This is a genomic window from Nonomuraea sp. C10 (assembly GCF_008017515.1).
GTDB lineage: Bacteria > Actinomycetota > Actinomycetes > Streptosporangiales > Streptosporangiaceae > Nonomuraea > Nonomuraea ferruginea.
In genome coordinates this window covers 1480374-1503215 of the sequence record NZ_VPFF01000003.1, presented here as the reverse complement: position 1 = coordinate 1503215, position 22842 = coordinate 1480374, and the positions used below count along the sequence as shown (strand labels likewise).

Sequence of the window (22842 nt, the reverse complement as noted above, 5' to 3'; positions counted from 1 at the left end):
CAACCCACCTTCTAGCAGCGACTACGGCCCGCGATCGGCGAATCGGACGGCATTTACCCAACGGCATTCACCGTCACAAGTAGCGCAAAGACTCAGCCACCCGCAGCGCGGCGCCATTGGCCTTTTCCGACGAGTCCCGATGATCGGCCCCATGGGGGACATCGGCCGTTCGGCGGCGGGACGCGAACTGGGCATGGGGCGCGCCATCTCGCGCCGCGACTTCTTCGACGGGGTGGCCGTGACGGCGGGCGCCGCGGCCCTGGGCGGCTCGGGAGGAGCCGGAACGGCCTATGCCGCCTCGTCGGCCCCGGCGGCGCCGGCGTTCCGCGGCAACACCTCCCAGGCGCTCGGCGTGCTCCACGCGCTGCGCGACGGCCGGTTCTGGCAGCAGGCGGACCCGCCCGTGCCGACGGGGGAAGCCTACGACCTGGTGGTGGTGGGGGCCGGGCTGAGCGGGGTGAGCGCCGCCCACGAGTGGCTGCGCCGCCATCCCGGGGCGCGCGTGCTGATCCTGGACAACCACGACACGATCGGCGGCCACGCCCAGCGTCCCGGCTCGGGTTCGGTGGCGGCGCCCGTGACCTGGACGCCGGAGTTCCGCGAGCTGCTCGACCGGCTGGGCGTCGTGGCCGCACCGTGCCAGGAGTGCGGCGCCGACGACAGCGTGATGTGCGACCGCGAGACGTTCCCCGTCGAGACGCTGGTGTCCACCGGCGCGAGCGCCGCGGGGTGGATCGGCCGGCTGCCCGTCGCCGACGCCGCCAGGCAGGACCTGATCCGCCTGCACACCGACCCGCCCGACCCGTTCCCCGGGCTCGGGCCGGAGGCCAAGCAGGAGCGCCTGGCCGACCTCACCTACTCCCGCTACCTGCTGGACTCCTTGCGGGTGCACCCGGACGCCGAGCGGTTCCACCGGACCCTGCCCAGCGCCTCCTGGGGGTACGACACGCGTGTCCTGGGCGCGGTGGACGCCTGGGGGCTCGGCTACCCGGGGTTCGGCGGGCTCGGGCTGGACGAGGGCAAGCCGTCGCGGTTCAGCGCGCCCACGATCGCCAAGGAGTGGGGAGTGACCGGCCGGGTGGCGCATCTGCCCGGCGGGGTGCACGGGCTCGTCCGGGCGATGCTGGACGCGATGGGCGGCAGGGCCAGGTTCCGGCTGTCGAGCCCCGTCGTGTCCGTGCGCAACGACGGCCCGCCCGAGACCGCGACCACCGCCACCGTCGGCTACTTCGACGGCCACGAGGTCAGGTCCGTCGGCGCCGGGGCGGTGATCCTCGCCTGCTGGCACTCCGTCGTCCCGTACCTCGTCCCCGACCTGCCGGGCGCGCAGCGCACGGCGCTCCGCACGGCGGTGAAGACGCCGCTGGTGGAGGCCGTGGTGCGGCTGCGCAGCGCGGACGCCTGGCGGCGGCTGGGCGTCTCACGCACCCGCTGGACCGGCGCGTACTGGTGCATGAGCGAGCTGACCCACCACTCCGGCGACGGCGTCACGGCGCGGCTGGTGGCCGCGCCCTCCCGTTCGGAGCTGGGGCCCGCCGAGGGGGCGGCCGCCGGGCGGCAGGCGCTGCTGCGCACCCCGTACGCGATGCTGGAGTTCGGGGCGCGCGACCAGCTCGCGCGGCTGCTCGGCGCCGGCGGGTTCGATCCGGGCAGGGACGTCGAGGCGGTGGCGGTCTACCGGTGGGGTCATGGGTACTCGCCCGAATACTGCCGTCCGTGGCACGGGTTCCATCCCGACGGGCCGTCGCCGGCCGAGGCGGCGCGCAGGCGGTTCGGCCGGATCGGGCTGGCCGGATCGGACGCGGCTCCCTCTGCCAGGGCGGACGCCGCCGTCACCGCCGCCCATCGGGCCGTCGGGGAGCTCTCAGGGTGAGACGGAGAGGTAATACCCTCGTGTCCTACTCGGTACCTTCCTGGGGTCCGCTTCGGTAATCGCAGAAAACATCCCTGTTCCTCCCACTGCGGCGGATGCTTAATCGGTGCTAGTCTCCTGTGCGATCTTCCGGAGGTGTATTTACACAGAGGTTGTGGAAATGCCCTCGACTCCGAGGTTGGGACATGGGCTCGCAAAACCGGTCAATTCGGTTCAAGATCTTTATATTGCTGCTGTTACCCCTCCTGTCCTTGAGCGCGCTCTGGGGCTTCGTGCTCAACCTCACTGTGAGCGACGGATGGTCGTTGCTGCGCGGCGACTCCCTTCACCAGACGGTCGGCGTCACCTCCACTGAGCTGGGCGTCGAGCTCCAGGCCGAGCGGGAGCGCTCACTTCTCAAGCTCACGGACGGTGAGCCCAGCGCCGAGCTCGGCGAGCAGCGCGCCCGCACCGACACCGCGGTCGACGCCTTCCGCGAAGCCGTCATACGGGCCGAGGACGACCTCGCCGACGACATGCGCGCGCCGCTCAACACCGTGCAGGCCGAGCTGTCGCGGCTGCACGCCATCCGCTCGGGCATCGACGGCGGCTTCAGCACCAGGATGCTCGGACTCAACGAGTACAACCGGCTGCTCGACGCCATGTTCCGGTTCTACGACCACCTCGCCCCCGCCCCCGAGCTGACCATCTACCAGCAGGTCACCGCGCTGCAGACGATGAGCAACGCGCACGAGTTCCTGCTCAGGGAGCACGCCCTCGTCCGGGCCGCCCAGCTCGACGGCCGGCTGATCGAGCCCGAGGCGGCCGCCTTCACCGAGTACGCCTCCTCCAGGAAGTTCCTGCACGCGCGCGGCCTCGCGGGTCTCGACGTCGAGCTGCGCCAGCCGTACGAGGAGCTCTTCAAGAGCCAGACGTTCCTGACCTTCGCCACCATGGAGGCCCGGGTCATCAGGTCCGGCGCGCCGCCGCCCGACGGCGGGAGCTGGAACGACAACACCGGCAAGGTGATCAACGAGCTGGAGAGGATCAACGGCCTGGCGGCCGAGGAGCTGGGCGGCAGGGCCGCCGGCGCGGTCACCGCCACCAGGGTCCAGATCGGCGTCGCGGGCGGCGTCGGCCTGGTCGCCGTGCTGGCCTCGATCATCATCTCGGTGCGTTTCGGCCGCCGGCTCGGCGCCGAGCTGGCCGGGCTGCGCTCGGCCGCCGTCGAGCTGTCCGAGCAGCGCCTGCCCGACCTGGTCAGGCGGCTCAGCAGGGGCGAGGAGGTCGACGTCGCCCAGGCGGCCAGACCGATCCAGGTCAGCGGCTCGGCCGAGATCAGCGACGTGGCCGGCGCGTTCGGCGCGGTGCAGGCCACCGCGGTGCGCGCCGCCGTCGGCCAGGCCGCGCTGCGCCGCGGGCTCGGCCAGGTCTTCCTCAACCTGGCCCGGCGCAAGCAGGGCCTGCTGCACCGCCAGCTTTCGGTGCTCGACGGCATGCAGCGGCGCACCCACGACCCGGACCAGCTGGAAGAGCTCTTCCGGCTGGACCACCTGACCACCCGCATGCGGCGGCACGCGGAGAGCCTGATCATCCTCTCGGGCTCCGCCCCCGGACGGGCCTGGCGCAAGCCGGTGCCGGTGATCGACGTCGTCCGGGCGGCCATCGCCGAGGTGGAGGACTACACCCGGGTCGACGTGGCCGGCATGCACGGCAGCGCGGTGGACGGCTCGGCCGCGGCCGACCTCACCCACCTGATCGCCGAGCTGGTGGAGAACGCCACGATCTACTCACCGCCCGACACCACGGTCCACGTCCGCGGCGACCGGGTCAGCAACGGCTACTCGGTCGAGGTGGAGGACCGCGGGCTCGGGCTGCAGCCGGAGGAGTACGACGCCTACAACCGCGTCCTGACGGAACCTCCGGAGTTCGACCTGGCCGACAGCGACAGGCTCGGCCTGTTCGTGGTCGCCAAGCTGGCCCAGCGGCACGCCATCAAGGTGCTGCTGAGGCGATCACCGTTCGGCGGCACCACCGCCATCGTGTTCGTGCCGGACAGGCTCGTCACCGACCAGCAGGAGCTGCCCCCCGCCAAGAACGACGGGCTGCCCTCGCTGCCGGGCCGGACCAGGAAGAAGGCCCTGGCGGTGGTCAGCGGCACGCACGCGGGCTTGCCAAGGCGGGTCCGGCAGGCCACATTGTCATCCCGGCTCAAGGACGGCCAGCCGCCCGAGCCGGAGCCCGAGCGGAAGAACGAACGCTCTCCCGACGAGGTACGCGACCTGTTCTCCGCGTTCCAGCGGGGAACCCAGCGCGCCCGAGAAGAAGCTGATGAGGAGGGGGAGGCATGAGTGTGCCGACGACCAACACCGGTGAGCTGAACTGGCTCCTTGACGACCTGACGACCAGGGTGGGCGCGGTCAGGCAAGCGGTCATCCTGTCGACCGACGGCCTGGCCGTCGGTTACTCCAAGGGTCTGACCCGCGAGGACGCCGAGCATCTGTCCGCCGTGGCCGCCGGTTTCCAGAGCCTGGCCCGGGGCACCGGCCGCCATTTCGGCGGCGGTGACGTACGCCAGACCATCGTGGAGATGGAGTCCGCGTTCCTGTTCGTGACGGCGGCGGGCCAGGGCACGTGCCTCGCGGTGCTCGCCGACGCCAACGTCGACGTGGGCCACATCGCCTACGAGATGGCGATGCTGGTCAAGCGGGTGGGCCAGCACATCACGACCAACCCGCGAGCCATGCCATGAGCGATACCCCGCAGTGGTTGGACGAGGACGCGGGGCCGATCGTGCGGCCCTACGCCCTCATCCGAGGTCGTACGAGGTCGTCGGGGGACAATCTCGACCTCGTCGCGACCGTCCGCGCCGTGGGGGAAGCTCCGGGCAGCCTCTCCCCCGAGCAGTCGCTCATTCTCCGGGCGGCTCGCAACCCGATCTCGGTGGCCGACGTGGCCGTCGAGCTCGATCTGCCTGTCGGCGTCGTCCGGGTGCTGCTGGGCGACCTGCGTGACCAAGGCCTCATCTCGGTGTCGGCCCCCTCAGCGGCGGGATCGCGCCCGAGTGAGGGCATTCTCAAGGAAGTGATCAATGGACTCCGTGCTCTCTGAGGACCCCGTCGCGCTCAAGATCCTCATTGCCGGGGGCTTCGGCGTGGGCAAGACCACCCTGGTGGGGTCGATCAGCGAGATCAGGCCGCTGCGCACGGAAGAGGTGCTGTCCGACCGCGGGGTCGGCGTCGACGACCTCGACGGCGTCGAGGCCAAGACCACCACGACCGTGGCGATGGACTTCGGCCGCATCACGATCCGCGAGGGCCTGGTCGTCTACCTGTTCGGCACCCCCGGCCAGGAGCGGTTCTGGTTCATGTGGGACGAGCTGTCCTACGGCGCGCTGGGCGCGGTCGTGATCGCCGACACCCGGCGGCTGACCGACTGCTTCCCGTCCGTCGACTACTTCGAGCAGCGCGGCACGCCGTTCGTGGTGGCCGTCAACTGCTTCGACGACGCCGAGCAGCACAGCGTGGAGGACGTGCGCATCGCGCTCGACCTGGACCCGGACGTCCCCGTGATGCTGTGCGACGTGCGGCGGCGCAACTCGGCCAAGGAAGTCATGATCACCCTTGTCGAGCACTCGCTGCGCACGCTGACCACGACCGGTTAGAGCGCGCGCAGCCCGTTGATCACTTCACGCAGGAGGCTCTCCGTAGGCGTCGCGGCCTTCGACCGCGGCGCCTTCACCACGACCAGGCCGTAGTCGATCAGGTCGCCGATCAGCACCCTGACCACCGCCACCGGCAGGTCGAGCTCCCCCGCGATCTCGGCGACCGGCCTGGCGTGCTGGACCACGCAGTTCAGCAGCCGCCGGTGCTGGGCGCCCAGCTCCGCGTTCGCCGGAGCCGGCTGCCCGGTGAGCGACACGGTGGCCAGCATGTCGAGCACGGTGGACAGCGCCTTGGCCGCGGGCCTGGTGCGTCCGCGGGTCACCGCGTACGGGCGCACGACCGGCCCGGCCTCCTCGTCGACCCACTCACGCTCGCGACTCACGATGGCGTCCCCCCGTCCTGGTCACTGTCCTGACGTCCGCGCTGCCAGCCCGACTGGAGAGACGAGAGCAGGGCCCTGGTCTCCTCGGGCGAGCGCTCCTGCGCCGGCTCCCGCGGCTCCTCCGCGACCGGCGCGCTCTGCTGCTTGAGCCGCTCCGGCAGGTTGGCCTGGCGGACCCGGCGGGGCAGCCCTGATCCCCCCGACGACTCGGCGTTGCGCTTGGCGGTACGGACCCGGCGCGGCAGCTCGCTCGGCCCCGGGCCCGCGGGAGGCCGGTTGTCCTGCGGAGCGCTCTGCGTCTCCGTGCCCTCCCTGCTCTCCCTGCCCTCTCTGCTCTCCCTGCCTACCACCGACACCGTGACGGACTCCAGCTCGGGCGGCTCCGGCGTCCGGATCGACGGCATCTGCTGGACCAGTTGCACGGGCACCAGCACGATCGCCGTGGTCCCCCCGTACGGCGAGGGCTTGAGCGTGACGCTCACCCCGTGCCGGGCCGCCAGCATGCCGACCACCGCGAAGCCGAGCTGCTCGGTCCGCGCCGGGTCGAACTCGGGCGGGCTGGCCAGCCGCCGGTTGACGGCCTCCCTGGCCTCGTCCGTCATGCCCAGCCCGCGGTCCTCGACCTCGACCGCGAAGCCCTTGCCGACCAGCTCGCCGCGGACCGACACCTCACTGCCTGGCGCGGAGAAGGTGGCCGCGTTCTCGATCAGCTCGGCGAACAGGTGCATGAGGTCGGCCACCGCCTCACCCGGGATGCCGCACTCCGGCATCGGGTAGACGCGCACCCGGGTGTACTCCTCGACCTGGCCCGCGGCCCCGTTCAGCATGTCCTCGACGCCGATGACGCCGCGCCAGCGCCGGCCGGCCGCGCCGCCGGACAGCAGCACCAGGCCCTCGGCGTGCCGGCGCATGCGGGTCGTCAGGTGGTCGAGCTTGAACAGGCTCTCCAGCGCCTCCGGCTCCTCGGTCTGGCGCTGCATCTCGTCCAGCAGCTTGAGCTGGCGCTGGACCAGCGACTGGCTGCGCCTGGCCAGGTTGCGCAGCGCCTCGGCCACGCCCTCGCGCAGCCGGGCCTGCTCCAGCGCGGCGTCGACCGCGGTGTGCCGGACGCTGTCGAACGAGGCCGCCAGGTCGGTCACCTCGCTGGTGGCGCCCGCCTCCACCTCGATCGGCGGCACCTCGGCGGCCTGGTCCACCGGCTCGCCGCGGCGCAGCTTGGCGACCACGCCGGGCAGGCGCACCTCGGCCAGCTCCTGCGCGGAGCCGCGCAGCGCCGCCAGCTCGCGGGAGAGCCGCCGGCCGACCCGTACGGAGACGACGACGGAGAAGACGACCGCGATGAGCCCGAGCGCGCCCGCGACGGCGGCGCGCACGATGATGACCATGCCGGCGGGCTCCATCCGGGCCAGCAGGATGTCACCGGCCGTGTAGAGGCCCTGGGTGTACTCCTCCAGCACCGGCTCGACCTGGCCCCGCCACACCTGCAGGTCCACCGGCTGGCCGGAGACGTACGAGTGCAGCAGCCGCTCCATGGAGCCGTAGTTCCCGGTGGCGGCCATCCTCTCCAGCGGGGCCCGCATCTCCGGGTCCAGGTTGGCCATGACCTTGGGAAAGAGGTACGTGCGCGCGCCGTCGATGCCGGCCAGCAGGTGGATCTCGGCCATCGTCCACCCGTCGCCGCCGGGGACGGCGTTGCCCGCGACGATCAGGGCGTGCTCGCGGCTGAGGAGCTCGCGCACCTGCGCGGCCATGATCAGGGCCTGCGACTGCCGGGACAGCTCGACGTCGGTGCTGACGGTGAAGGCCGCGTACAGGCGGTCGATGGCGTCCGGGATGGTGGCGTACTCGGTGATCAGGGCGTGCGGGGTCAGCGTCCGGCTGTCGACCTTGCTCCTGATCTCCGTCAGCCGGTCGACGGCCTTGAAGACGTCGGCGAGCTGCGTCTTCATGTCGTCGTCGAGCGCCGCCTGGGTGTCCTCGGACAGCGCGCCGTCGGTCAGGTTCTTCCTGACCCGGTCCACCGTGGCACGGGCGTCGGCCAGCTTCTTGGCGTTGACGGGGGCGCCGGACAGCAGCTCGGCGGAGGCCAGGCGCTCGGCCTGGAGGTTGACCACGAGGAAGTCGGCGTGATCGATGATCCCGGTCCAGAAGGTCTCGACCTTGAGGAGGTTCAGCGCCTCCCTCGACGTCGTGCTCGCGGCGAATCCCCAGAGCGCGACCAGGGAGACCAGCGGGATGACGAGCAGCGTCGAGATCTTGAATCGGATGGATCTGCCCGATGCCATGACACCTGCTCCCGGTTAGAAGATCGCGGGAGAGAATAGCACTCATCGAGGCCGAGATAAGATCAACTAGCGATAAATCTGTGATATGTCGTGATTTTGACTGTGGTACTGACCCAGACCACGCGCACCAACCATGCTGCCAGCACGGCCAGCAACGCCACCTCCGCGCCCAGCAGCGCCCGTTCCACCAATCCGATCATGACCCGCTCCCCGGGCAGCGCCACGTACGTGATCGCCAGCACCCCGAGCCCGCCCGCCAGGGCCAGCCACTCGACGACCCTGGCCACCGGCCGCCACACGGGGTCGCGGGCCAGCCTGGGCACCAGCAGCGCCCCCGCCGCCGGCAGGCTGACGAACGCCGCGATCGACACGTACTGGTGAACCTGCGCGGCGAACGTCGGGTCGGCGCCGAACGGTGTGGTCGGGACGGCCGCCGCCACCAGCAGCGCGCCCGACCACACCAGGAGCAGCCTCTCCGGCATCCCCCTCACCGGAGCCCCCACAGACCGCAACCCCGCCAGCAGCGCCAGCGAGCCCAGGGCCACCACCGCCATCGCGACCTCCGTGACGCCCCCGCGGTCGGCCACGGCGTACTCGCTCACGGTCACGTGCAGCGGGTTCAGATCGGAGTCGAGTTGCGCGAACCCGATCCCGGCCACGCCGGACACGATCGCGGCGAGCGCGACGAGCGGGTAGGCCCGGGAACCGGCGGGGAGTCCGCCCGCCGGCCGCCCCGCCACGCCCCCGCGCGCCCGGGGCCCCTCCACGTCGGCATCGGCCTCGGTGGCGGGCAGTTCCTCGGTGACTCCGGTCATGGCAGAGAGTCTTCCGGGAGGACGGCGCCGCGACATCCGGCGTCGTCCCTTACCTCACCCTGACCGATCCCTGAGTTGCCGGGCCGCGCTGTCGAGGAGCATGTCCAGGGCCGCCGGGTAGCCGCTGTCGTTCATCCTGGCCACCAGGAGGGGCGCCGTGGCGGCGATGTGGGGGTGGGTCTCGGCCGGGAGGCGGGCGTAGGTCTCGCGCCAGACCTCCTGGTCGGCCTGCCGTGCCGCCTCGGGCAGCGCCAGGGAGGCGGCGTCGAGCACGGCGAAGGCCAGGCTCTGGTCGATGAAGGCGTGATAGACCCGCACCGCGTCGGGGTCGGGGAAGCCCTCGGTGCGCAGGATGCCGAGGATCGTCTCGTCCACCGCCACCTCGTGCGGGCGGCCCGCCACCCGGCTCGCGGTGAGCACGGCCGCCTGCGGGTGCGACAGGTAGGCCCGGTAGATGCTCAGCCCCAGCGCCCGCAGGTCGGCCCGCCAGTCGCCGGTGGCGCGCCAGCTCTCCAGCGCCGCGGCGAACAGCGCGTCGGCGATGGCCAGGGTCAGGTCGTCCATGCCGCGGAAGTAGCGGTAGATCGTGCTGGCGTCGGCGCCCAGCGCCAGCCCCAGCCGCCTGGCCGTCAGGCCCGCCGCGCCGTGCTCCTTGAGCATGCGCAGGGCGGTGGCGATGATCAGCTCGTGGCTGAGCACCCGGCCCTGCCGGGTGGGCCGGCGCCGCCGTCGTGCCGCCTCGGGCACTACGCGCTTCGGCATACCTCTCCTTATGCCAACACCATTGACGTTGATGAGCGTACTCGTCTTTGCTTGAAGGGCACCCCCCGCAACCAGGAGAGATCATGCGTATTCTTCTTGTGGGCGCCGGCGGTGTGGGCACCGCCATCACCCGCATCGCCACCCGCCGCGAGTTCTTCGACCATATGGTGGTCGCCGACTACGACATTTCCCGGGCTCAGGCGGCCGTCGCCGCGCTCGGCCCCGGCGAGACCCGCTTCACCGCGGCCGCGGTCGACGCCTCCGATACCTCGGCGGTCGCCGGCCTGCTTCTCGGCCACCGGTGCGACGTCCTGCTCAACGCCACCGACCCCCGCTTCGTGATGCCGCTGTTCGAGGCGGCGCTCGCGGGCGGGGCGCACTATCTCGACATGGCGATGTCCATGTCCAGGCCGCACCCCGAGCACCCGTACGAGCAGGTCGGGGTGAAGCTCGGCGACGAGCAGTTCGCCCGCGACGGCGACTGGCGGCGGGCCGGCCGGCTGGCGCTCGTCGGCATGGGCGTCGAGCCGGGGCTGTCCGACGTGTTCGCCCGCTACGCCGCCGACGAGCTGTTCGACGAGATCGAGGAGATCGGCGTACGCGACGGCGGCAACCTCACCGTCGACGGCTACGAGTTCGCCCCGTCGTTCTCCATCTGGACCACGATCGAGGAGTGTCTCAACCCGCCGCTCGTCTACGAGCGCGACCGGGGGTGGTTCACCACCGAGCCGTTCAGCGAGCCGGAGGTGTTCGACTTCCCCGAGGGCATCGGCCCGATCGAGTGCGTGAACGTCGAGCACGAGGAGGTGCTGCTGGTGCCCCGCTGGGTGGACGCCGGGCGGGTCACCTTCAAGTACGGGCTCGGCGAGGACTTCATCTCCAGGCTCAAGACCCTGCACGAGCTGGGCCTGGACGGCACCCGGCCGGTCACCGTGCGGACCGACCGCGGCCCTGCCCGGGTCTCGCCGCGCGACGTGGTGGCCGCCGTGCTGCCCGACCCGGCCGAGCTGGGCGACCGCATGCACGGCAAGACCTGCGCCGGCACCTGGGTGAAGGGCGTCAAGGACGGCCGGCCGCGCGAGGTGTACCTCTACCACGTGGTGGACAACCAGTGGTCGATGCGCGAGTACGGCTCTCAGGCCGTGGTCTGGCAGACCGCCGTCAACCCGGTCGCCGCGCTGGAACTGGTCGCCGGCGGCACGTGGCGGGGCGAGGGCGTGCTCGGCCCCGAGGCGTTCCCGCCGCGCCCGTTCCTGGACCTGCTGGAGGAGTACGGGTCGCCGTGGGGCCTGCGCGAGCAGGAACCCGCCGGGGTGGGGTCAGAGGCCTGACGGGTCGCGGCCCACGCTGATCTCCTCGGCGATGCGCCGGATGTCGGCGCCGGTGAAGCCGGGGGCCTGGGGCAACTGCCGCAACAGCGCGTCGATCACCACGGGCACCGGCTGGCCGGCGAACCGGCCCGCGATGCCGTGAACCGTGCGGAACAGCGCCTCTTCGTCGTGCATCCCCGTCTCCTCATACGACTACCCGGGACACGGTACGACGGGGCGCCGACAGTTTCCGGCTATCGCTTCAGCGTGTCCCGTACCGTGGCGCAGATCTCATGCAGGCTGCCGGCCTGCTCGGGCGTGAGCACGTCGAACAGGACGCGGCGCACCTCCTCGACGTGACCGGGCGCGGCGGACTCCAGCGCCGCGAAGCCCGTGTCGGTGAGCACGGCGATGTTGCCGCGCCGGTCCTCGGGGCAGCGGTCGCGGCGGACCCAGCCGCGCTCCTCCAGCCGGGCCACCGCGTGCGAGAGCCGGCTCTGCGAGCTCTGCGCCTTCGCGGCCAGCTCGCTCATCCGCAGCGCGCGCCCCGGCGCCTCCGACAGCGCCACCAGGATCATGTAGTACGCGTGCGGCATCCCGGCGTCGCGCTGCAACTGCCTGTCGAGCGCCTCATGCACGAGCTGGGTCGCCGCCATGAAGCTCCGCCAGGTGCGCTGCTCTTCGTCGTCCAGCCATCGGGTCACATCTGACAATTTACTTGAACTCTCATATACTTGGGGACGAATCCGGCCAAAGGAGATCATCATGCCCGTCCAGCGGCTCAATCATGCGGTCCTCTACGTTCGGGACGTCGAGCGCAGCGTCGCCTTCTACCGCGAGGCCCTCGGCTTCGAGCCGGTCATGGAGATGCCCGGCGCCGCGTTCCTCCAGGCGGCCGGCTCGTCCAACGACCACGACCTGGGACTGTTCCAGATCGGCGCGCAGGCCGGGCCGTCGCCCGCCGGGCGCACCGCCGTCGGGCTCTACCACCTGGCGTGGGAGGTGGACACGCTCGACGAGCTGGAGCGCGTCGCCGCCAAGCTGAGCGAGCTCGGCGCGCTGGTGGGCGCCTCCGACCACGCCACCACCAAGGCCCTCTACGCGCACGACCCCGACGGGCTGGAGTTCGAGGTGTCCTGGCTGGTGCCGGCCGACATGATCGACGACGAGCTGCTCGCCGCCAGGACCCGCGTCCTGCCGCTCGACCTGGCCGCCGCCAAGGAGCGGTTCGGCGCGCGCACGCGCGGCGGCGTCGGAGTGTCGATCCCGGTCTGACGTGATCGGGCGGGTACGGGTTACCGTGGTGTTAATCCGATTCCCCTCCTGGAGAACGTCATGCCGAGGGATCCAGACCACGTGCTCGACGCCATCGACGGCGTCGTCGACGAGTGGGAGACGCTGAGCGCCGACGCCATGCGCTGGGCGCCGCCCGAGGACAAGAGCGACGACCTGCTGCGCGAGGTGAGCGAGATCTTCGGGCCGCTGGCCAACGCGCTCACCCAGGCGTTCCGCCCGCTGGGCGACGCGGTGAACCGCGTCCTGGACGACCTGCTCCCCGACGACGAGGGGCCCGCCTACGACCAGGACGACGACGAGCGCTAGCCCGTCCGGCGCCGGCGGGTCCGGCGCGGGTAGGCCTTGGCGGTCTCGGCCAGTCTCGCGGCGTGCTCGGCCTGCTTGCGCCAGTGGCCGTAGGCGTCGCCGCGCTGGGCCAGCCGATCGAGCTCACGCACCGTGGCCAGGGGGATGAACGCGGGCTCTGCGTCGCGCCACGGAGTGCCCGGCAGCGGCATGAAGGTGTGGGTGTGGATGCGCGCCCCCAGGTCGGCCAGATCGGCGGCCAGCCTGAGCGAGGCCTCCTGGTCGTCCTCCTGCTCGCCCGGCATGCCGAAGATGAAGTCGACGTTCGGCCGGAAGCCGTGCTCCACCGCGATCCGCACCGCGTCGCGTACGGGTGAGGTGTCGTGGCCGCGCCCCGAGGCCGCGAGCACGCGGTCGGAGCCCGACTGAGCGCCGATGATCAGATTGTCGTTGGCCACGTAGCGCTTGAGCAGCCGCATGGCCTCGGGCGTCACGTGCTCGGGCCGCACCTCGGAGGGGAAGCTGCCGAAGAACACCCGGCCGTGCGACGGCAGCTCCTCCTTGACCCCGGCCAGCAGCTCCTCCACGGCGTCCAGGTCGGGGCCCGGCCCCGGCGACCCGTACGAGAGCGAGGTCGGCGTGATGAACCGGACGTCGCGCAGCCCGTGTCCGGCCATCTCCCGCACGTGCTCGCGCACGCTCGCCACCGACCGGTGGCGGAACTGGCCGCCGAACATGAAGGGCGTCTGGCAGAAGCGACAGGTGTAACGGCACCCTCTGGTGATCTCGATCGGCCCGAACCGCCCGCGCCGGGCCGGGAAGGACGGGAACGCGTCCAGCGGGAGCTGCGGCGCCGGGCGGGTGCGCAGCGCGACCCCGTCGGCGTCCCTGAGCGCGAGCCCGGGGACGCCCGTGAGCGGGTCGCCGCCGCGCAACGCCTCGACGAGCGCCACGATCGTCGACTCGCCCTCGCCGACGCCGGCCAGGTCCCACCCGGCGTCGATGACCTGCTGCGGCTCGGCGGTGGCGTGCACGCCGCCCGCGATGTGCAGGACGCCGTCCCGGTCTTCCAGCGCCCGCACGGCGGCCAGCTCGGCGGCCATCGCGTCGGCGTCGGGCGAGTAGAACGACCACAGGACCAGCACCCGGTCGGCCCGGCTGGCGGCGATGTGCGCCGCCGTCTCCTCCACGGTGGTGCCGAGGCGCAGCCCGTGCTCGACCCCCGCGGTCTCCAGCGCGGCGAGCAGGGCGTGCACGCCGTAGGTCACGGCCTTGCGATATCGGACCACCACGTCAACAGCGAGCGCCACGCCGTGCAGCGTAGCCGACGACCACCCGGATGTGCGGCGCGCGCCGTTCACCCGGGATCATCGCGGGGTCCTTACCGACAGCCACCCAGGTGTGCGACGCGCCCGTTCACCCGGGATCATCGCGGGGTCTTTACCGACGGCCACCCGGGTGTGCGACGCGCCCGTTCACCCGGGATCATCGCGGGGTCTTTACCGACAGCCACCCGGTGTGTGGCGCGCCGTTCACCGGCCCTTATCGGGCGAACCGCTCGACCGCCGCCTTCAGGGCGTCGCGCATGCCCGGCTGACCGCCGCTGTGGCCCGCCTCCTCGACGATCACCAGCTCGCAGCCCGGCCACGCTCTCGACAGCTCCCACGCCGTCCGCAGCGGGCTGCTCAGGTCGATCCGGCCGTGTACCAGGACTCCGGGCACGTCGCCCAGCTTCTCCACCCCGGCCAGGATCTCGCCGTCCTCCAGCCAGGCGTGGTTGCTCCAGTAGCGGGTGACCAGCCGCGCGAACCGCATCCGGAACCGGGGGTCGGCGTAGCGCGGGTCGGGCTCCTGGTCGGCGCGCACCCGTACGTGGGAGTCCTCCCAGTCGCACCAGTCGCGGGCCGCCTTCTCCCGGACGGCCGGGTCGGGGTCGGCGAGCAGCCGGGCGTAGGCGTCGACGAGCCGCCCGCCACCCGGGGCGCCGTCGCGGAACCGCTCCCACTCCCGGGGGAAGTAGTGGCCGACGCCCTCGGTGATCCACTCAACCTCCCACCGGGTGGTGGTGGCGACGCCGGACATGACGATCTCGCTGACCCTGTCGGGGTGGCGGATCGCGTAGGCCAGGCCGAGAGTCGTCCCCCACGAGCCGCCGAACAGCATCCACCGGTCGATGCCCAGGTGCTCGCGGAGCAGCTCCATGTCGGCGATCAGGTGGTGGGTGGTGTTCACGGACAGGTCCGTGTCGTGGTCGGCCGCGTCAGGCGTGCTCCTTCCACAGCCGCGCTGGTCGAACAGCACGACCCGGTACTTCTCCAGGTCGAAGAACCGCAGCCAGCCGGGACCCGCCCCGGAGCCCGGACCGCCATGGACCACCACGGCCGGTTTCCCACCGGGCGCGCCGTGGACCTCCCAATGCACGTGGTTGCCGTCGCCCACGTCAAGCATGCCGCTCTCATTGATCATGACCCCATCCTCACCCCTTCTGAACGGAGACCGCCTCACACGCGGGGTCCAGGGGCGAACAGTCCGCTCCCTGCTCGACGGGAACGGCCTCACACACGGGGTCCGGGGGCTGGGGTCGATATCGCGCCGTCCCCTTCCTGTTCGACGGAGGCCGCCTCACACCAGGTCCAGGGGCTAACCGTCCGCTCCCGGCTTTGACGGAAACCGCCTCACACACGGGGTCCGGGGGCGGGAGCCCCTGGCAAGGGGGTGTGGGGGAGCTTGGCTCCCCCACAGAGCGCGGCCCGAGTCGGGGTCGCGCGCAGCGCGCTGCCTTGCGAGGACCTTGCTGTCGGCGCCGGCATGGAAAACCGCCTGATCTTGTCGGTGGCGGCTGCCATAGTGAGGGAGTGTTCCACACCTCCTCCCTAGTCCCCTGCCATGTCCGTCACCTGCCCGGCGGCGCCATCGAGCTGATGCCGATCGTGCTGCCGATGACCCTCACGGCCGCCCAGCGCCGCAGCCTGGCCGCCGTCCTCCTGGAGGGTCTCGACGACGACACCGCCCCCGCCGCCGCGGACCTCTGCCTGGCCTAGCCCAGCCTGGCCCGGTAGACCTGCCGCGCGCGGTCGTAGAGCGCCACGTGGTCGTCGTACTGGTCCTTGGTCGCGAAGACGCCCGACTCCCGCAGCACCTCCTCCAGCCGGTCCAGCCAGTCCAGGCACCACCGCACGTCCTCGGGCCGCGCCACACGCGTGCCCGCCACGTTCAGGTAGACCGGGCTCGTGTGCGCGTACGCGCCGCTTCCGTGGAAGCTTCGCGGGTGCGGCCCTCCGGTGGCGACCGCGACCACGTACGTGGGCTCGCCCGCGGTCAGCGTGGCCGTGAGGCGGCCGGGCGGCCCCTGGGCCACCACCCCGTCGGCGGTGCGGATCTCCAGGGTCTCGACCTCGGGCCCGACCGAGGTGACGGTGATCTCGACGTGCTCCCCGGGCGCCAGGTCCAGCGTGTCGCCGGGGCCGTGGCCGTTCACGGTGAGGTCGAGCCACGGGCCGGTGGTGGCGAACGTGCGGCCCATGAGGATCGCCTCGGCGAACGACTCGGCGGTGAGCGGGCCGTCCACCCGCGCGTACACCCGTTCCCACCCGGGCGGGCCCGACGAGGTGCCGCGGTGGCAGAACGACAGCACCGCGTCGGTGCCGGCGGTCACCGTCAGCCGGTTGCCGGCCCCGATCAGGCGCCGGTAGACGGCGGCCGTGGCGCTGATCGACGAATGGTTGAGCACGTCCAGCGTGTCGATCAGGCCGAGCGCCGCGTCGGCGACGATCTCCCTGGCCGAGCAGTTGCGCCCGCGCCGCACCGCCGCCTCCGGCGGGTCGGTGTCGGAGACCGGCAAGTGGAACGGGTGCCCGTAGCCGAGCACCGCGCCCATCTCGTGCAACTCCTCGCAGGCGACCGCGTTCGGGGGCCAGTCGGCTTCGCCGGAGAAGCCCGTGTGGAAGCGCTCGGGCAGCCCGCGCAGCCCGAAGGCGCCGACGTGGCCGACCAGGTCGTTGCGGTACTCCACGCCGATCCTGGCCAGGTGGCGCCCGTCGGACCACGGCAAATCGCGGCCCAGCCAGTGTTCGAGCGCCTCCCGGTCGTAGACCCGCGCGCTCGCCACGTTCCCGGCCACCAGGTTGAGCACGTGCAGGTCCTCGCCGTGCTGGGCGGCCGCGGCCAGCTCGGGTGCGGCCGGTTGCTCGCCCATCCAGTTGAGGTGGACGTGCATGTCGCCGCCGTACCAGCCGTGCGCCGCCGCGTCGTACAACCGCTCGGGGGTCAGCTCGACCAGCGTCTCCCCGCCCGCGGCCGGGGTCAGCGCGACCTCGGACTCGGCGTACTCCATGCCCCTGGTGACCGTCACCGTGATCGGCTCGGCGGGCACGGCCACCACCAGGTCGTCGCCGTGGAAGTACGCTCTGCCGTGCCCGTCGACCTTGGGCGGGGCGCCTTCGGGATACCAGCCCTGCCCGCCGGCCGACGTCACACTCCATCGGCACGGGAACCCGGCGCGCAGCCGCACCGCCGCCGCCTCCGCTCGCCTGGTCAGCGGCGCCAGATCGACCGGCGCCCCGTCGGCGACGACCTCCCGCCGCACGCCGACGATCTTCGCTCCGCGTGGCTGAATCTCGTACGCGTCGCCGTCCACGAGCACCGTGACCGGCTCGTCCCGGCTCGAGTCCAGCAGCAACCACGTACGGCCTGGCTCGTCACCGAGCACCACCCGCGCGCGGGCCTCCAGCGTGACCGCGCCGGGCCGCAGCCGCAGCGCGGGCAGTGAGGTGAGCGCTTCGCCGCCGAGCGCGTCGCGGACCACCCGGTCGACGTCCACCTCGCCCATCCGGTCGTCGATCTCGTCCTCGGACGCCCCGGGCAGGCGCTCGGCGAGCTGCCGCATCCCGGTGGCCCAGTAGTCGTGGCTCCGGTCGAGGAAGACGGTGGCCCATGCCTGGACCACGTACGACAGCGGCTCCTCGCCCCAGCACACGCCGTGCCGATCGCGGAGGTCCCGGTAATCGGTCAGCGCGCGGGCGACAGTCTCGGGAAGCAGCGGATCGTCACACATCGGACACTCCTCGAAGTCACCGACATCGTGTCACGAAACGCTGGACCCGTCAGGTACTTACCACCCACCGCCCGACTGCACGGCCGAGACGACCACGGCGAGCCCACTCATCCCGACCATCCCGATGATGACCATAAGGGCGACGATGCGACGGTTCACATGGCGGATGCTACCCGGCGTCCGGGGAGAAGACGGCCAGGCCAGGAGGAGGTGCGCCGGAAATAATGGGACCCGGGCACCGGTTACCTTTTGGTACCCGCTAAGGAAAGGTACGTCCCATGCCCCTGCCTCTCTCCATTCTCGATCTCGCGTACATCGGCAAGGGAGAGACCGCCGCCGACAGTTTCGCCGCCAGCGTGGAGCTGGCGCGGCGTGCCGAGCAGTGGGGATACCGGCGCATCTGGTATGCCGAGCACCACAACATGCCCTCGATCGCGTCCTCGGCCACCAGCGTGCTGATCGCGCACGTGGCCGCGCGGACGAGCACCATCCGTCTCGGCGCCGGCGGCGTCATGCTGCCCAACCACTCCCCGCTGACCATCGCCGAGCAGTACGGCACGCTCGCCACGCTGCACCCCGGCCGGATCGACCTGGGCCTCGGGCGGGCGCCCGGCAGCGACCAGAAGACCATGCGGGCGCTGCGCCGCACGCCCTCCTCGGCGGACAGCTTCCCGCAGGACGTGCTGGAGCTGCAGGGCTACCTGACCGGCGACTCCCGCATCCCGGGCGTGGACGCGACACCGGGCAAGGGCACCGACGTGCCGCTGTACATCCTCGGGTCCTCGCTGTTCGGCGCGCAGCTCGCGGCCATGCTCGGGCTGCCGTACGCGTTCGCCTCGCACTTCGCGCCCGCCGCGCTGGAGGAGGCGGTCGCGCTCTACCGGCGCGAGTTCAAGCCGTCCGCGCAGCTCGCCGAGCCGTACGTGATCGCCGGCGTGAACGTGATCACCGCCGACACCAGGGAGAAGGCGGAGGAGCAGTTCCTGGCCGCCAAGCGCAACCGGGTGAGTCTCCTGCTGGGCCGCGAGCGCGAGTTCACCGCCGAAGAGGCGGACATGATTTTGGAGTCGCCCGCCGGGCAGCAGATCCTCCAGATGACCAAGTACTCGGCCGTCGGCACGCCCGGCGAGGTCAAGGAGTATCTGGGCCGGTTCGCCGAGCATGTCGGGGCCGACGAGCTCATCACGGTGTCGGCGGCCCCCGACCGGGAGGCCTGGCTACGCTCCTTCGAGCTTCTCGCCGAGGTCCAGGGCCTCGTCCCCGCCTGACGGCTCCAGGATCACCAGCGGGATGTCCCGGTCCGTTCTGGACTGGTACGTGTCGTACGTCGGGAACACGGTGGCCATGCCCGGCCACAGCTCCTTCTTCTCCTGCTCGGTGGCGGTGCGGGCGCGGGCGGCGAACCTGTCGGCCCGCACCTGCACGGTGACGTCCGGATCAGCGATCAGGTTGAGATACCAGGCGGGATGCTGCGCGGAGCCGCCGTTGGAGGCGACGAGCAGGTAGCGGTCGCCGTCCTGCCCGTAGATCAGCGCCGTGCGGCGCAGTTGCCCCGACTTCCTGCCCCGGGTCGTGAGCAGCAGCGTGGGCAGCCCCTGGAACAGGTGCCCGCTCTCTCCGTCCGTCTCCACGTAGCGGCGGATGTGCTCGGCCACCCAGCCCGTCGGGCTGTCGATTACCTCGTCCATGCGATCAAGTGTGGGACTTCGACCGGGGTTGAGGTCAAGTCGCCCACCCCATGACATTCGTCAGGTCTGCGCCCGGAGTCCCCCGGTTAGGGTGATCGACATGAAGGGCCGGCTCTGGACCTCCGTCTACCTCGCCGTCCTGGTATGGCCTCTCCCCGGCTTCCTGTCCCGCTCGCCGTCCGCCGCCGAGGTGGCGCTCGTGGCAGCGGGGCTGGTCTGCTTCGCCGCGCTCTACCTCCGGGTCGTGTGGACGGCCCTGGACCGTCCGCACGGGAACGCGACCCCGTACGCGCTCGTCCTCCTGTACGCGGCCGCAGCCGGACTGGCGCCGGCGCTGGGCGAGCTGTGGGTGTTCGCCGCCTCCTTCTTCCTGATCACGGCGCTGGCCGCGGCCCTGCCCGAGCGGGCCATGCCGGCCGGGGCCGCGCTGACCGTCGGAGGCGTCGCGCTGGCGCTGCCGCTGCTGGGCGCGTCGCTCGCGGACAGCTGGTGGATCCCGCTGCAGGCGGCGGTGTTCGCCGGGGCGATGCGCGCCTTCCTCGCGCTGAGCGCCGCGAACCGTGCCCTGTCCCGGGCGAACGCCGAGGTGGAGCGGCTGGCCGTGGACAACGAGCGGCTGCGCTTCGCCCGCGACATGCACGACATCCTCGGCCACAGCCTGGCGGTGATGACCTTGAAGAGCCAGCTCGCGGGCAGACTGCTGACGGCCGACCCCGCGCGGGCGGCGGCGGAGATCGGCGACGTCGAGGAGCTGTCCCGGCAGGCGCTTTCTGACGTGCGCGACGCGATCGCCGGCTACCGGGAGCTGTCGCTGCCGGACGAACTCGACGGGGCCCGGCGGGCGCTCGCCGCCGCCGGCGTGCCCGTGGAGGTGTCCGCCGAGCCGGTCCCCGCGGAGGTGGAGCCGGTGCTGGCGTGGGTGGTGCGGGAGGGCGCGACGAACGTGGTCCGGCACAGCCGCGCCCGCCGGTGCCGCATCGGGCTGGGGACCGCCGGCGGCGAGGCGTACGTCGAGGTCACCGACGACGGCCGCGGCTCCGCCCCCGGCGACGGCGGCACCGGGCTGCGCGGGCTAGCCGAACGGGTCGAGCTCGCGGGCGGCACCCTGCACGGCGGACCGGCCGAGCACGGCGGCTTCCGCCTGCACGCCCGTGTCCCTCTGCCGGCCCGCCCGCACCGGGAAGACGCCGTTCCCCGGGCCCGGCCGCCTGCGAAAGGAAGCCCGTGATCCGCGTCCTGCTCGCCGACGACCAGCATCTCGTACGGGAGGCGCTCGCGGCATTGCTCGGCCTGGAGCCCGGCATCGAGGTCGCCGGCCAGGTGGGCCGCGGGGACGAGGTGGCGACGGCGGTCGCCGCGACGCGGCCCGACGTCGTCCTGCTCGACATCGAGATGCCGGGCGGCGACGGCCTCACCGTCGCGGCCGGGCTCACCGGCGTACGGGTGATCATCCTGACGACGTTCGGCCGGCCCGGTTACCTGCGGCGCGCCATGGACGCCGGCGTCGCCGGTTACGTGGTCAAGGACGCCAGGGCCGGGGAGCTGGCCGACGCGATCCGCCGGGTGCACGCCGGTGAGCGGGTGTTCGACAGGAAGCTGGCCGCCGCCAGCCTCTCCGAAGGCGCCAACCCCCTCACCGGCCGCGAACGCGACGTGCTGCGCGCCGCCACCGAGGGCGGGACGATCGCCGACATCGCCCACCGTCTGTACCTGTCGGACGGCACCGTACGCAACTACCTGTCGTCGGCCATCGGCAAGCTCGGCGCCCGCAACCGGGCCGAGGCGGCACGCGCCGCGGAGGCCAAGGGCTGGCTCTGACGAACGTCACTACCGGCCGCCCGCCGCTCTCGCGACGCTGGTGACATGTGGAAACGCGTCGCGCCCGCGCTCGGGCTCTTCTTCCTGTCGCCGCTCATCGGCGAGTTCCTGCTGGGCAACCTGCCCGTCACCATGCTGGTCGCGCTGATCACCCTGGCCCCGCTGTACGGGGGCGGCGCGCTGCTCGTCCGCGAGCTGGCCAGGCGCCGGGGCGTGGGGTGGCCGGGCATCGTGCTGCTCGCCGTCGCGTACGGCCTGATCGAGGAAGGGCTGGTCACCCGATCCCTGTTCAACCCCGGCTTCGCGGGGATGGACCTGCGGTCGTACGCCTGGATCCCCGGCGTGGAGGTGAGCGCCTGGTGGACGGTGTTCGTGCTGGGCGTCCACGTGGTGGGCAGCATCTGCGTGCCGATCGCCGTCATGGAGTCGCTGGTGCCCGCCCGCGCCTCGGAGCCGTGGCTGCGCCGGCCGGGCCTGGTGGTGGCGGGGGTGCTGCTCGTGCTGGGGGCGGCGGCCTCGGCGGTGTTCGCGACGGATCCGTACGATCCCGGGTTCGGGCGGCTCGCGGGCGTGGCCCTGCTGGCGGGCCTGCTGGTGTTCCTCGCCCTGCGCCGCCGCTCCCCCGCCGCGCCGGGCACCATCCGGTCCGGACGGGGGCCCGGAGGCTGGGCGGTGCTCGCGTTCTCGCTGGCGGCCGGCGCCGCGTTCTGGCTGCCGGTGATGAACGTGGACGCGCTCGGCGCCTGGCTGGTCACGGCCATCCACCTGGCTCTGTACACCACCGTCTGCGTGCTGGTCGTGCGCTGGTCCGGGCAGCCGGGGTGGGGTGTGTGGCAGCGGTTCGGGCTGGCGGCGGGCGGCGTGCTCACCTACGCCTGGCACGGGTTCCCGCAGCCTCCGGCCGTCCCCACCGATCCGATGGCCGACCTCATCGGGAACCTCGTCTTCGCGGTCGCGGCGGTCGCCCTGCTCGTCACAGCCGCCACGAGAATCCGCTCCCACGCCGCGGGCCGCTACGTCGAGTGGGTGGCGTAGTAGCGGCGGGACTTGTCGCGGCTGCCGCACGTCGTCATGCTGCACCAGCGGCGGCGCCGGTTCCTGCTCGTGTCCAGGAACAGCCACACGCATGACGGGCAGGCGCCGAGCCGGTCCAACGGCCCGTGGGTGAGCAGCTCGACCGCCGATTCGGCGACCTCCCACAGCAGCACGCGCACCGTACGGGGATCCTCCCACCGCAGCCGGTAGGTGTCGCCGTCCTCGTCGAGCCGGGCGTGGCCGGATCCCTCGGCGTAGGCGGCCATCAGCGCGGCGAGGTCCTCCCGGGGCGGCTGCCCGCCGTGGGCGAGCGCCCAGAACACCCGGAAGACGGCCTCCCGCAGCTCCCGCGCCTCGGGCAGAGCCTCCGCCAGCCCGGCCGGATCCTCGACGGCCAGGCCGACGGCGCCTGCCCAGGTCAGGGCCTCCTCGGGCGTCGCCAGCCAGTCCCGCTCGGCGACGGGGCGGGCGTTGACGGTGTTGGCGAAGTCCAGACAGAGCGCGTTCCCGACCAGTTCCACTGCGGTCATGCCTCCAGTATCTCACCAATCAATCCCGATTGACAGGTGAGACCAAGCAGTCTTACCGTTCAACCT

General features: G+C 72.2%; 24 protein-coding genes. 13 read left to right on the top strand and 11 right to left on the bottom strand.

The annotated features are described in order from the left end of the window. Positions 1-151 precede the first annotated feature (151 nt). The 5 genes from FR742_RS38765 to FR742_RS38745 all read left to right on the top strand — a co-directional run bounded on the left by FR742_RS38765 (position 152) and on the right by FR742_RS38745 (position 5516). On the top strand, positions 152-1873 hold the full coding sequence (locus FR742_RS38765; RefSeq protein ID WP_261809015.1) for an FAD-dependent oxidoreductase: 1722 nt from the start codon (positions 152-154) through the stop codon (positions 1871-1873). Positions 1874-2100: 227 nt separating this feature from the next. Continuing rightward, a complete protein-coding gene (locus tag FR742_RS38760; protein WP_187281579.1) occupies positions 2101-4203 on the top strand; it encodes a nitrate- and nitrite sensing domain-containing protein in 2103 nt (700 codons plus the stop codon). Further along, the gene (locus FR742_RS38755) at positions 4200-4604 is read left to right on the top strand and encodes a roadblock/LC7 domain-containing protein (RefSeq protein WP_148036208.1); all 405 of its coding nucleotides are present in this window, start codon (positions 4200-4202) and stop codon (positions 4602-4604) included. Before FR742_RS38760 ends, FR742_RS38755 begins: the two co-directional genes overlap by 4 nt. Then, complete coding sequence (locus tag FR742_RS38750; protein WP_148036207.1) at positions 4601-4963, top strand: DUF742 domain-containing protein; 363 nt, start codon at positions 4601-4603, stop codon at positions 4961-4963. The genes FR742_RS38755 and FR742_RS38750 overlap by 4 nt, the downstream gene beginning before the upstream one ends. Then, positions 4944-5516, top strand: a complete 573-nt coding sequence (locus FR742_RS38745) for an ATP/GTP-binding protein (protein ID WP_148036206.1) — start codon at positions 4944-4946, stop codon at positions 5514-5516. Before FR742_RS38750 ends, FR742_RS38745 begins: the two co-directional genes overlap by 20 nt. Here FR742_RS38745 and FR742_RS38740 read toward each other — a convergent pair. The 4 genes from FR742_RS38740 to FR742_RS38725 all read right to left on the bottom strand — a co-directional run bounded on the left by FR742_RS38740 (position 5513) and on the right by FR742_RS38725 (position 9761). Continuing rightward, positions 5513-5899: a DUF742 domain-containing protein gene (locus tag FR742_RS38740; RefSeq protein ID WP_148036205.1), complete on the bottom strand. Its 387-nt coding sequence runs from the start codon at positions 5897-5899 to the stop codon at positions 5513-5515. The two genes, FR742_RS38745 and FR742_RS38740, sit on opposite strands and share 4 nt — an antisense overlap. Further along, a complete protein-coding gene (locus FR742_RS38735; protein ID WP_148036204.1) occupies positions 5896-8184 on the bottom strand; it encodes a nitrate- and nitrite sensing domain-containing protein in 2289 nt (762 codons plus the stop codon). Before FR742_RS38735 ends, FR742_RS38740 begins: the two co-directional genes overlap by 4 nt. A 62-nt stretch (positions 8185-8246) precedes the next feature. Then, complete coding sequence (locus tag FR742_RS38730) at positions 8247-8999, bottom strand: DUF998 domain-containing protein (protein WP_148036203.1); 753 nt, start codon at positions 8997-8999, stop codon at positions 8247-8249. 54 nt (positions 9000-9053) lie between these two features. Further along, positions 9054-9761: a TetR/AcrR family transcriptional regulator gene (locus FR742_RS38725; protein ID WP_148036202.1), complete on the bottom strand. Its 708-nt coding sequence runs from the start codon at positions 9759-9761 to the stop codon at positions 9054-9056. Positions 9762-9844: 83 nt separating this feature from the next. Here FR742_RS38725 and FR742_RS38720 point away from each other — a divergent pair, with 83 nt between their 5' ends. Then, positions 9845-11092, top strand: coding sequence for a saccharopine dehydrogenase family protein (locus tag FR742_RS38720; RefSeq protein WP_148036201.1), 1248 nt, complete (start codon positions 9845-9847; stop codon positions 11090-11092). Here the strand turns inward: FR742_RS38720 and FR742_RS38715 are convergent. Further along, complete coding sequence (locus tag FR742_RS38715; protein ID WP_148036200.1) at positions 11081-11266, bottom strand: hypothetical protein; 186 nt, start codon at positions 11264-11266, stop codon at positions 11081-11083. The genes FR742_RS38720 and FR742_RS38715 overlap by 12 nt on opposite strands. A 59-nt stretch (positions 11267-11325) precedes the next feature. Next, a complete protein-coding gene (locus FR742_RS38710) occupies positions 11326-11775 on the bottom strand; it encodes a MarR family winged helix-turn-helix transcriptional regulator (protein ID WP_261809014.1) in 450 nt (149 codons plus the stop codon). Positions 11776-11836: 61 nt separating this feature from the next. Between FR742_RS38710 and FR742_RS38705 the strand changes: the two genes are divergently transcribed. Continuing rightward, positions 11837-12346 carry a VOC family protein gene (locus FR742_RS38705; RefSeq protein WP_148036199.1) on the top strand — a complete coding sequence of 170 codons (510 nt, stop codon included), beginning with the start codon at positions 11837-11839 and terminating at the stop codon, positions 12344-12346. Between the two features lie 60 nt (positions 12347-12406). Continuing rightward, entirely contained in the window at positions 12407-12673 is a 267-nt protein-coding gene (locus FR742_RS38700) for a hypothetical protein (RefSeq protein ID WP_148036198.1), read from the top strand. On the opposite strand, the gene FR742_RS38695 is transcribed toward FR742_RS38700, so the two are convergent. Together FR742_RS38695 and pip are read right to left on the bottom strand one after the other, a co-directional pair. Beyond that, positions 12670-13962 carry a TIGR04013 family B12-binding domain/radical SAM domain-containing protein gene (locus FR742_RS38695; RefSeq protein ID WP_261809013.1) on the bottom strand — a complete coding sequence of 431 codons (1293 nt, stop codon included), beginning with the start codon at positions 13960-13962 and terminating at the stop codon, positions 12670-12672. The two genes, FR742_RS38700 and FR742_RS38695, sit on opposite strands and share 4 nt — an antisense overlap. Positions 13963-14194: 232 nt before the next feature. Beyond that, entirely contained in the window at positions 14195-15118 is a 924-nt protein-coding gene (gene pip / locus FR742_RS38690) for a prolyl aminopeptidase (protein WP_148036197.1), read from the bottom strand. A 389-nt stretch (positions 15119-15507) separates the two neighbouring features. Between pip and FR742_RS38685 the strand changes: the two genes are divergently transcribed. After that, positions 15508-15693 (top strand): hypothetical protein, encoded by a 186-nt coding sequence (locus tag FR742_RS38685; protein WP_148036196.1) that lies wholly within the window; start codon positions 15508-15510, stop codon positions 15691-15693. Here FR742_RS38685 and FR742_RS38680 read toward each other — a convergent pair. Next, positions 15690-17705, bottom strand: coding sequence for a CehA/McbA family metallohydrolase (locus FR742_RS38680; RefSeq protein WP_187281578.1), 2016 nt, complete (start codon positions 17703-17705; stop codon positions 15690-15692). The two genes, FR742_RS38685 and FR742_RS38680, sit on opposite strands and share 4 nt — an antisense overlap. A gap of 278 nt (positions 17706-17983) precedes the next feature. Between FR742_RS38680 and FR742_RS38675 the strand changes: the two genes are divergently transcribed. Further along, on the top strand, positions 17984-18973 hold the full coding sequence (locus tag FR742_RS38675) for an LLM class flavin-dependent oxidoreductase (protein ID WP_148036195.1): 990 nt from the start codon (positions 17984-17986) through the stop codon (positions 18971-18973). Here the strand turns inward: FR742_RS38675 and FR742_RS38670 are convergent. After that, entirely contained in the window at positions 18923-19393 is a 471-nt protein-coding gene (locus FR742_RS38670) for a nitroreductase family deazaflavin-dependent oxidoreductase (protein WP_187281577.1), read from the bottom strand. The two genes, FR742_RS38675 and FR742_RS38670, sit on opposite strands and share 51 nt — an antisense overlap. A 100-nt stretch (positions 19394-19493) precedes the next feature. Between FR742_RS38670 and FR742_RS38665 the strand changes: the two genes are divergently transcribed. Genes FR742_RS38665 through FR742_RS38655 form a run of 3 tightly spaced genes read left to right on the top strand, consistent with a single transcriptional unit; the run spans position 19494 to position 22246 of the window. Further along, positions 19494-20621 carry a sensor histidine kinase gene (locus tag FR742_RS38665; RefSeq protein WP_187281576.1) on the top strand — a complete coding sequence of 376 codons (1128 nt, stop codon included), beginning with the start codon at positions 19494-19496 and terminating at the stop codon, positions 20619-20621. Continuing rightward, a complete protein-coding gene (locus tag FR742_RS38660; RefSeq protein WP_148036192.1) occupies positions 20618-21211 on the top strand; it encodes a response regulator transcription factor in 594 nt (197 codons plus the stop codon). Before FR742_RS38665 ends, FR742_RS38660 begins: the two co-directional genes overlap by 4 nt. A 45-nt stretch (positions 21212-21256) precedes the next feature. After that, the gene (locus tag FR742_RS38655; protein ID WP_148036191.1) at positions 21257-22246 is read left to right on the top strand and encodes a hypothetical protein; all 990 of its coding nucleotides are present in this window, start codon (positions 21257-21259) and stop codon (positions 22244-22246) included. On the opposite strand, the gene FR742_RS46205 is transcribed toward FR742_RS38655, so the two are convergent. Further along, positions 22225-22776 carry an ABATE domain-containing protein gene (locus tag FR742_RS46205; protein ID WP_148036190.1) on the bottom strand — a complete coding sequence of 184 codons (552 nt, stop codon included), beginning with the start codon at positions 22774-22776 and terminating at the stop codon, positions 22225-22227. The genes FR742_RS38655 and FR742_RS46205 overlap by 22 nt on opposite strands. Positions 22777-22842 lie beyond the last annotated feature (66 nt).

Bases quoted from the DNA above. Each gene is read 5' to 3' on its own strand.
- FR742_RS38765 (WP_261809015.1), top strand. From the start codon at position 152: ATGGGGGACATCGGCCGTTCGGCGGCGGGACGCGAACTGGGCATGGGG.
- FR742_RS38755 (WP_148036208.1), top strand. From the start codon at position 4,200: ATGAGTGTGCCGACGACCAACACCGGTGAGCTGAACTGGCTCCTTGAC.
- FR742_RS38750 (WP_148036207.1), top strand. From the start codon at position 4,601: ATGAGCGATACCCCGCAGTGGTTGGACGAGGACGCGGGGCCGATCGTG.
- FR742_RS38745 (WP_148036206.1), top strand. From the start codon at position 4,944: ATGGACTCCGTGCTCTCTGAGGACCCCGTCGCGCTCAAGATCCTCATT.
- FR742_RS38735 (WP_148036204.1), bottom strand. From the start codon at position 8,184: ATGGCATCGGGCAGATCCATCCGATTCAAGATCTCGACGCTGCTCGTC.
- FR742_RS38730 (WP_148036203.1), bottom strand. From the start codon at position 8,999: ATGACCGGAGTCACCGAGGAACTGCCCGCCACCGAGGCCGATGCCGAC.
- FR742_RS38725 (WP_148036202.1), bottom strand. From the start codon at position 9,761: ATGCCGAAGCGCGTAGTGCCCGAGGCGGCACGACGGCGGCGCCGGCCC.
- FR742_RS38720 (WP_148036201.1), top strand. From the start codon at position 9,845: ATGCGTATTCTTCTTGTGGGCGCCGGCGGTGTGGGCACCGCCATCACC.
- FR742_RS38715 (WP_148036200.1), bottom strand. From the start codon at position 11,266: ATGCACGACGAAGAGGCGCTGTTCCGCACGGTTCACGGCATCGCGGGC.
- FR742_RS38705 (WP_148036199.1), top strand. From the start codon at position 11,837: ATGCCCGTCCAGCGGCTCAATCATGCGGTCCTCTACGTTCGGGACGTC.
- FR742_RS38700 (WP_148036198.1), top strand. From the start codon at position 12,407: ATGCCGAGGGATCCAGACCACGTGCTCGACGCCATCGACGGCGTCGTC.
- pip (WP_148036197.1), bottom strand. From the start codon at position 15,118: ATGATCAATGAGAGCGGCATGCTTGACGTGGGCGACGGCAACCACGTG.
- FR742_RS38680 (WP_187281578.1), bottom strand. From the start codon at position 17,705: ATGTGTGACGATCCGCTGCTTCCCGAGACTGTCGCCCGCGCGCTGACC.
- FR742_RS38675 (WP_148036195.1), top strand. From the start codon at position 17,984: ATGCCCCTGCCTCTCTCCATTCTCGATCTCGCGTACATCGGCAAGGGA.
- FR742_RS38670 (WP_187281577.1), bottom strand. From the start codon at position 19,393: ATGGACGAGGTAATCGACAGCCCGACGGGCTGGGTGGCCGAGCACATC.
- FR742_RS38665 (WP_187281576.1), top strand. From the start codon at position 19,494: ATGAAGGGCCGGCTCTGGACCTCCGTCTACCTCGCCGTCCTGGTATGG.
- FR742_RS38655 (WP_148036191.1), top strand. From the start codon at position 21,257: ATGTGGAAACGCGTCGCGCCCGCGCTCGGGCTCTTCTTCCTGTCGCCG.
- FR742_RS46205 (WP_148036190.1), bottom strand. From the start codon at position 22,776: ATGACCGCAGTGGAACTGGTCGGGAACGCGCTCTGTCTGGACTTCGCC.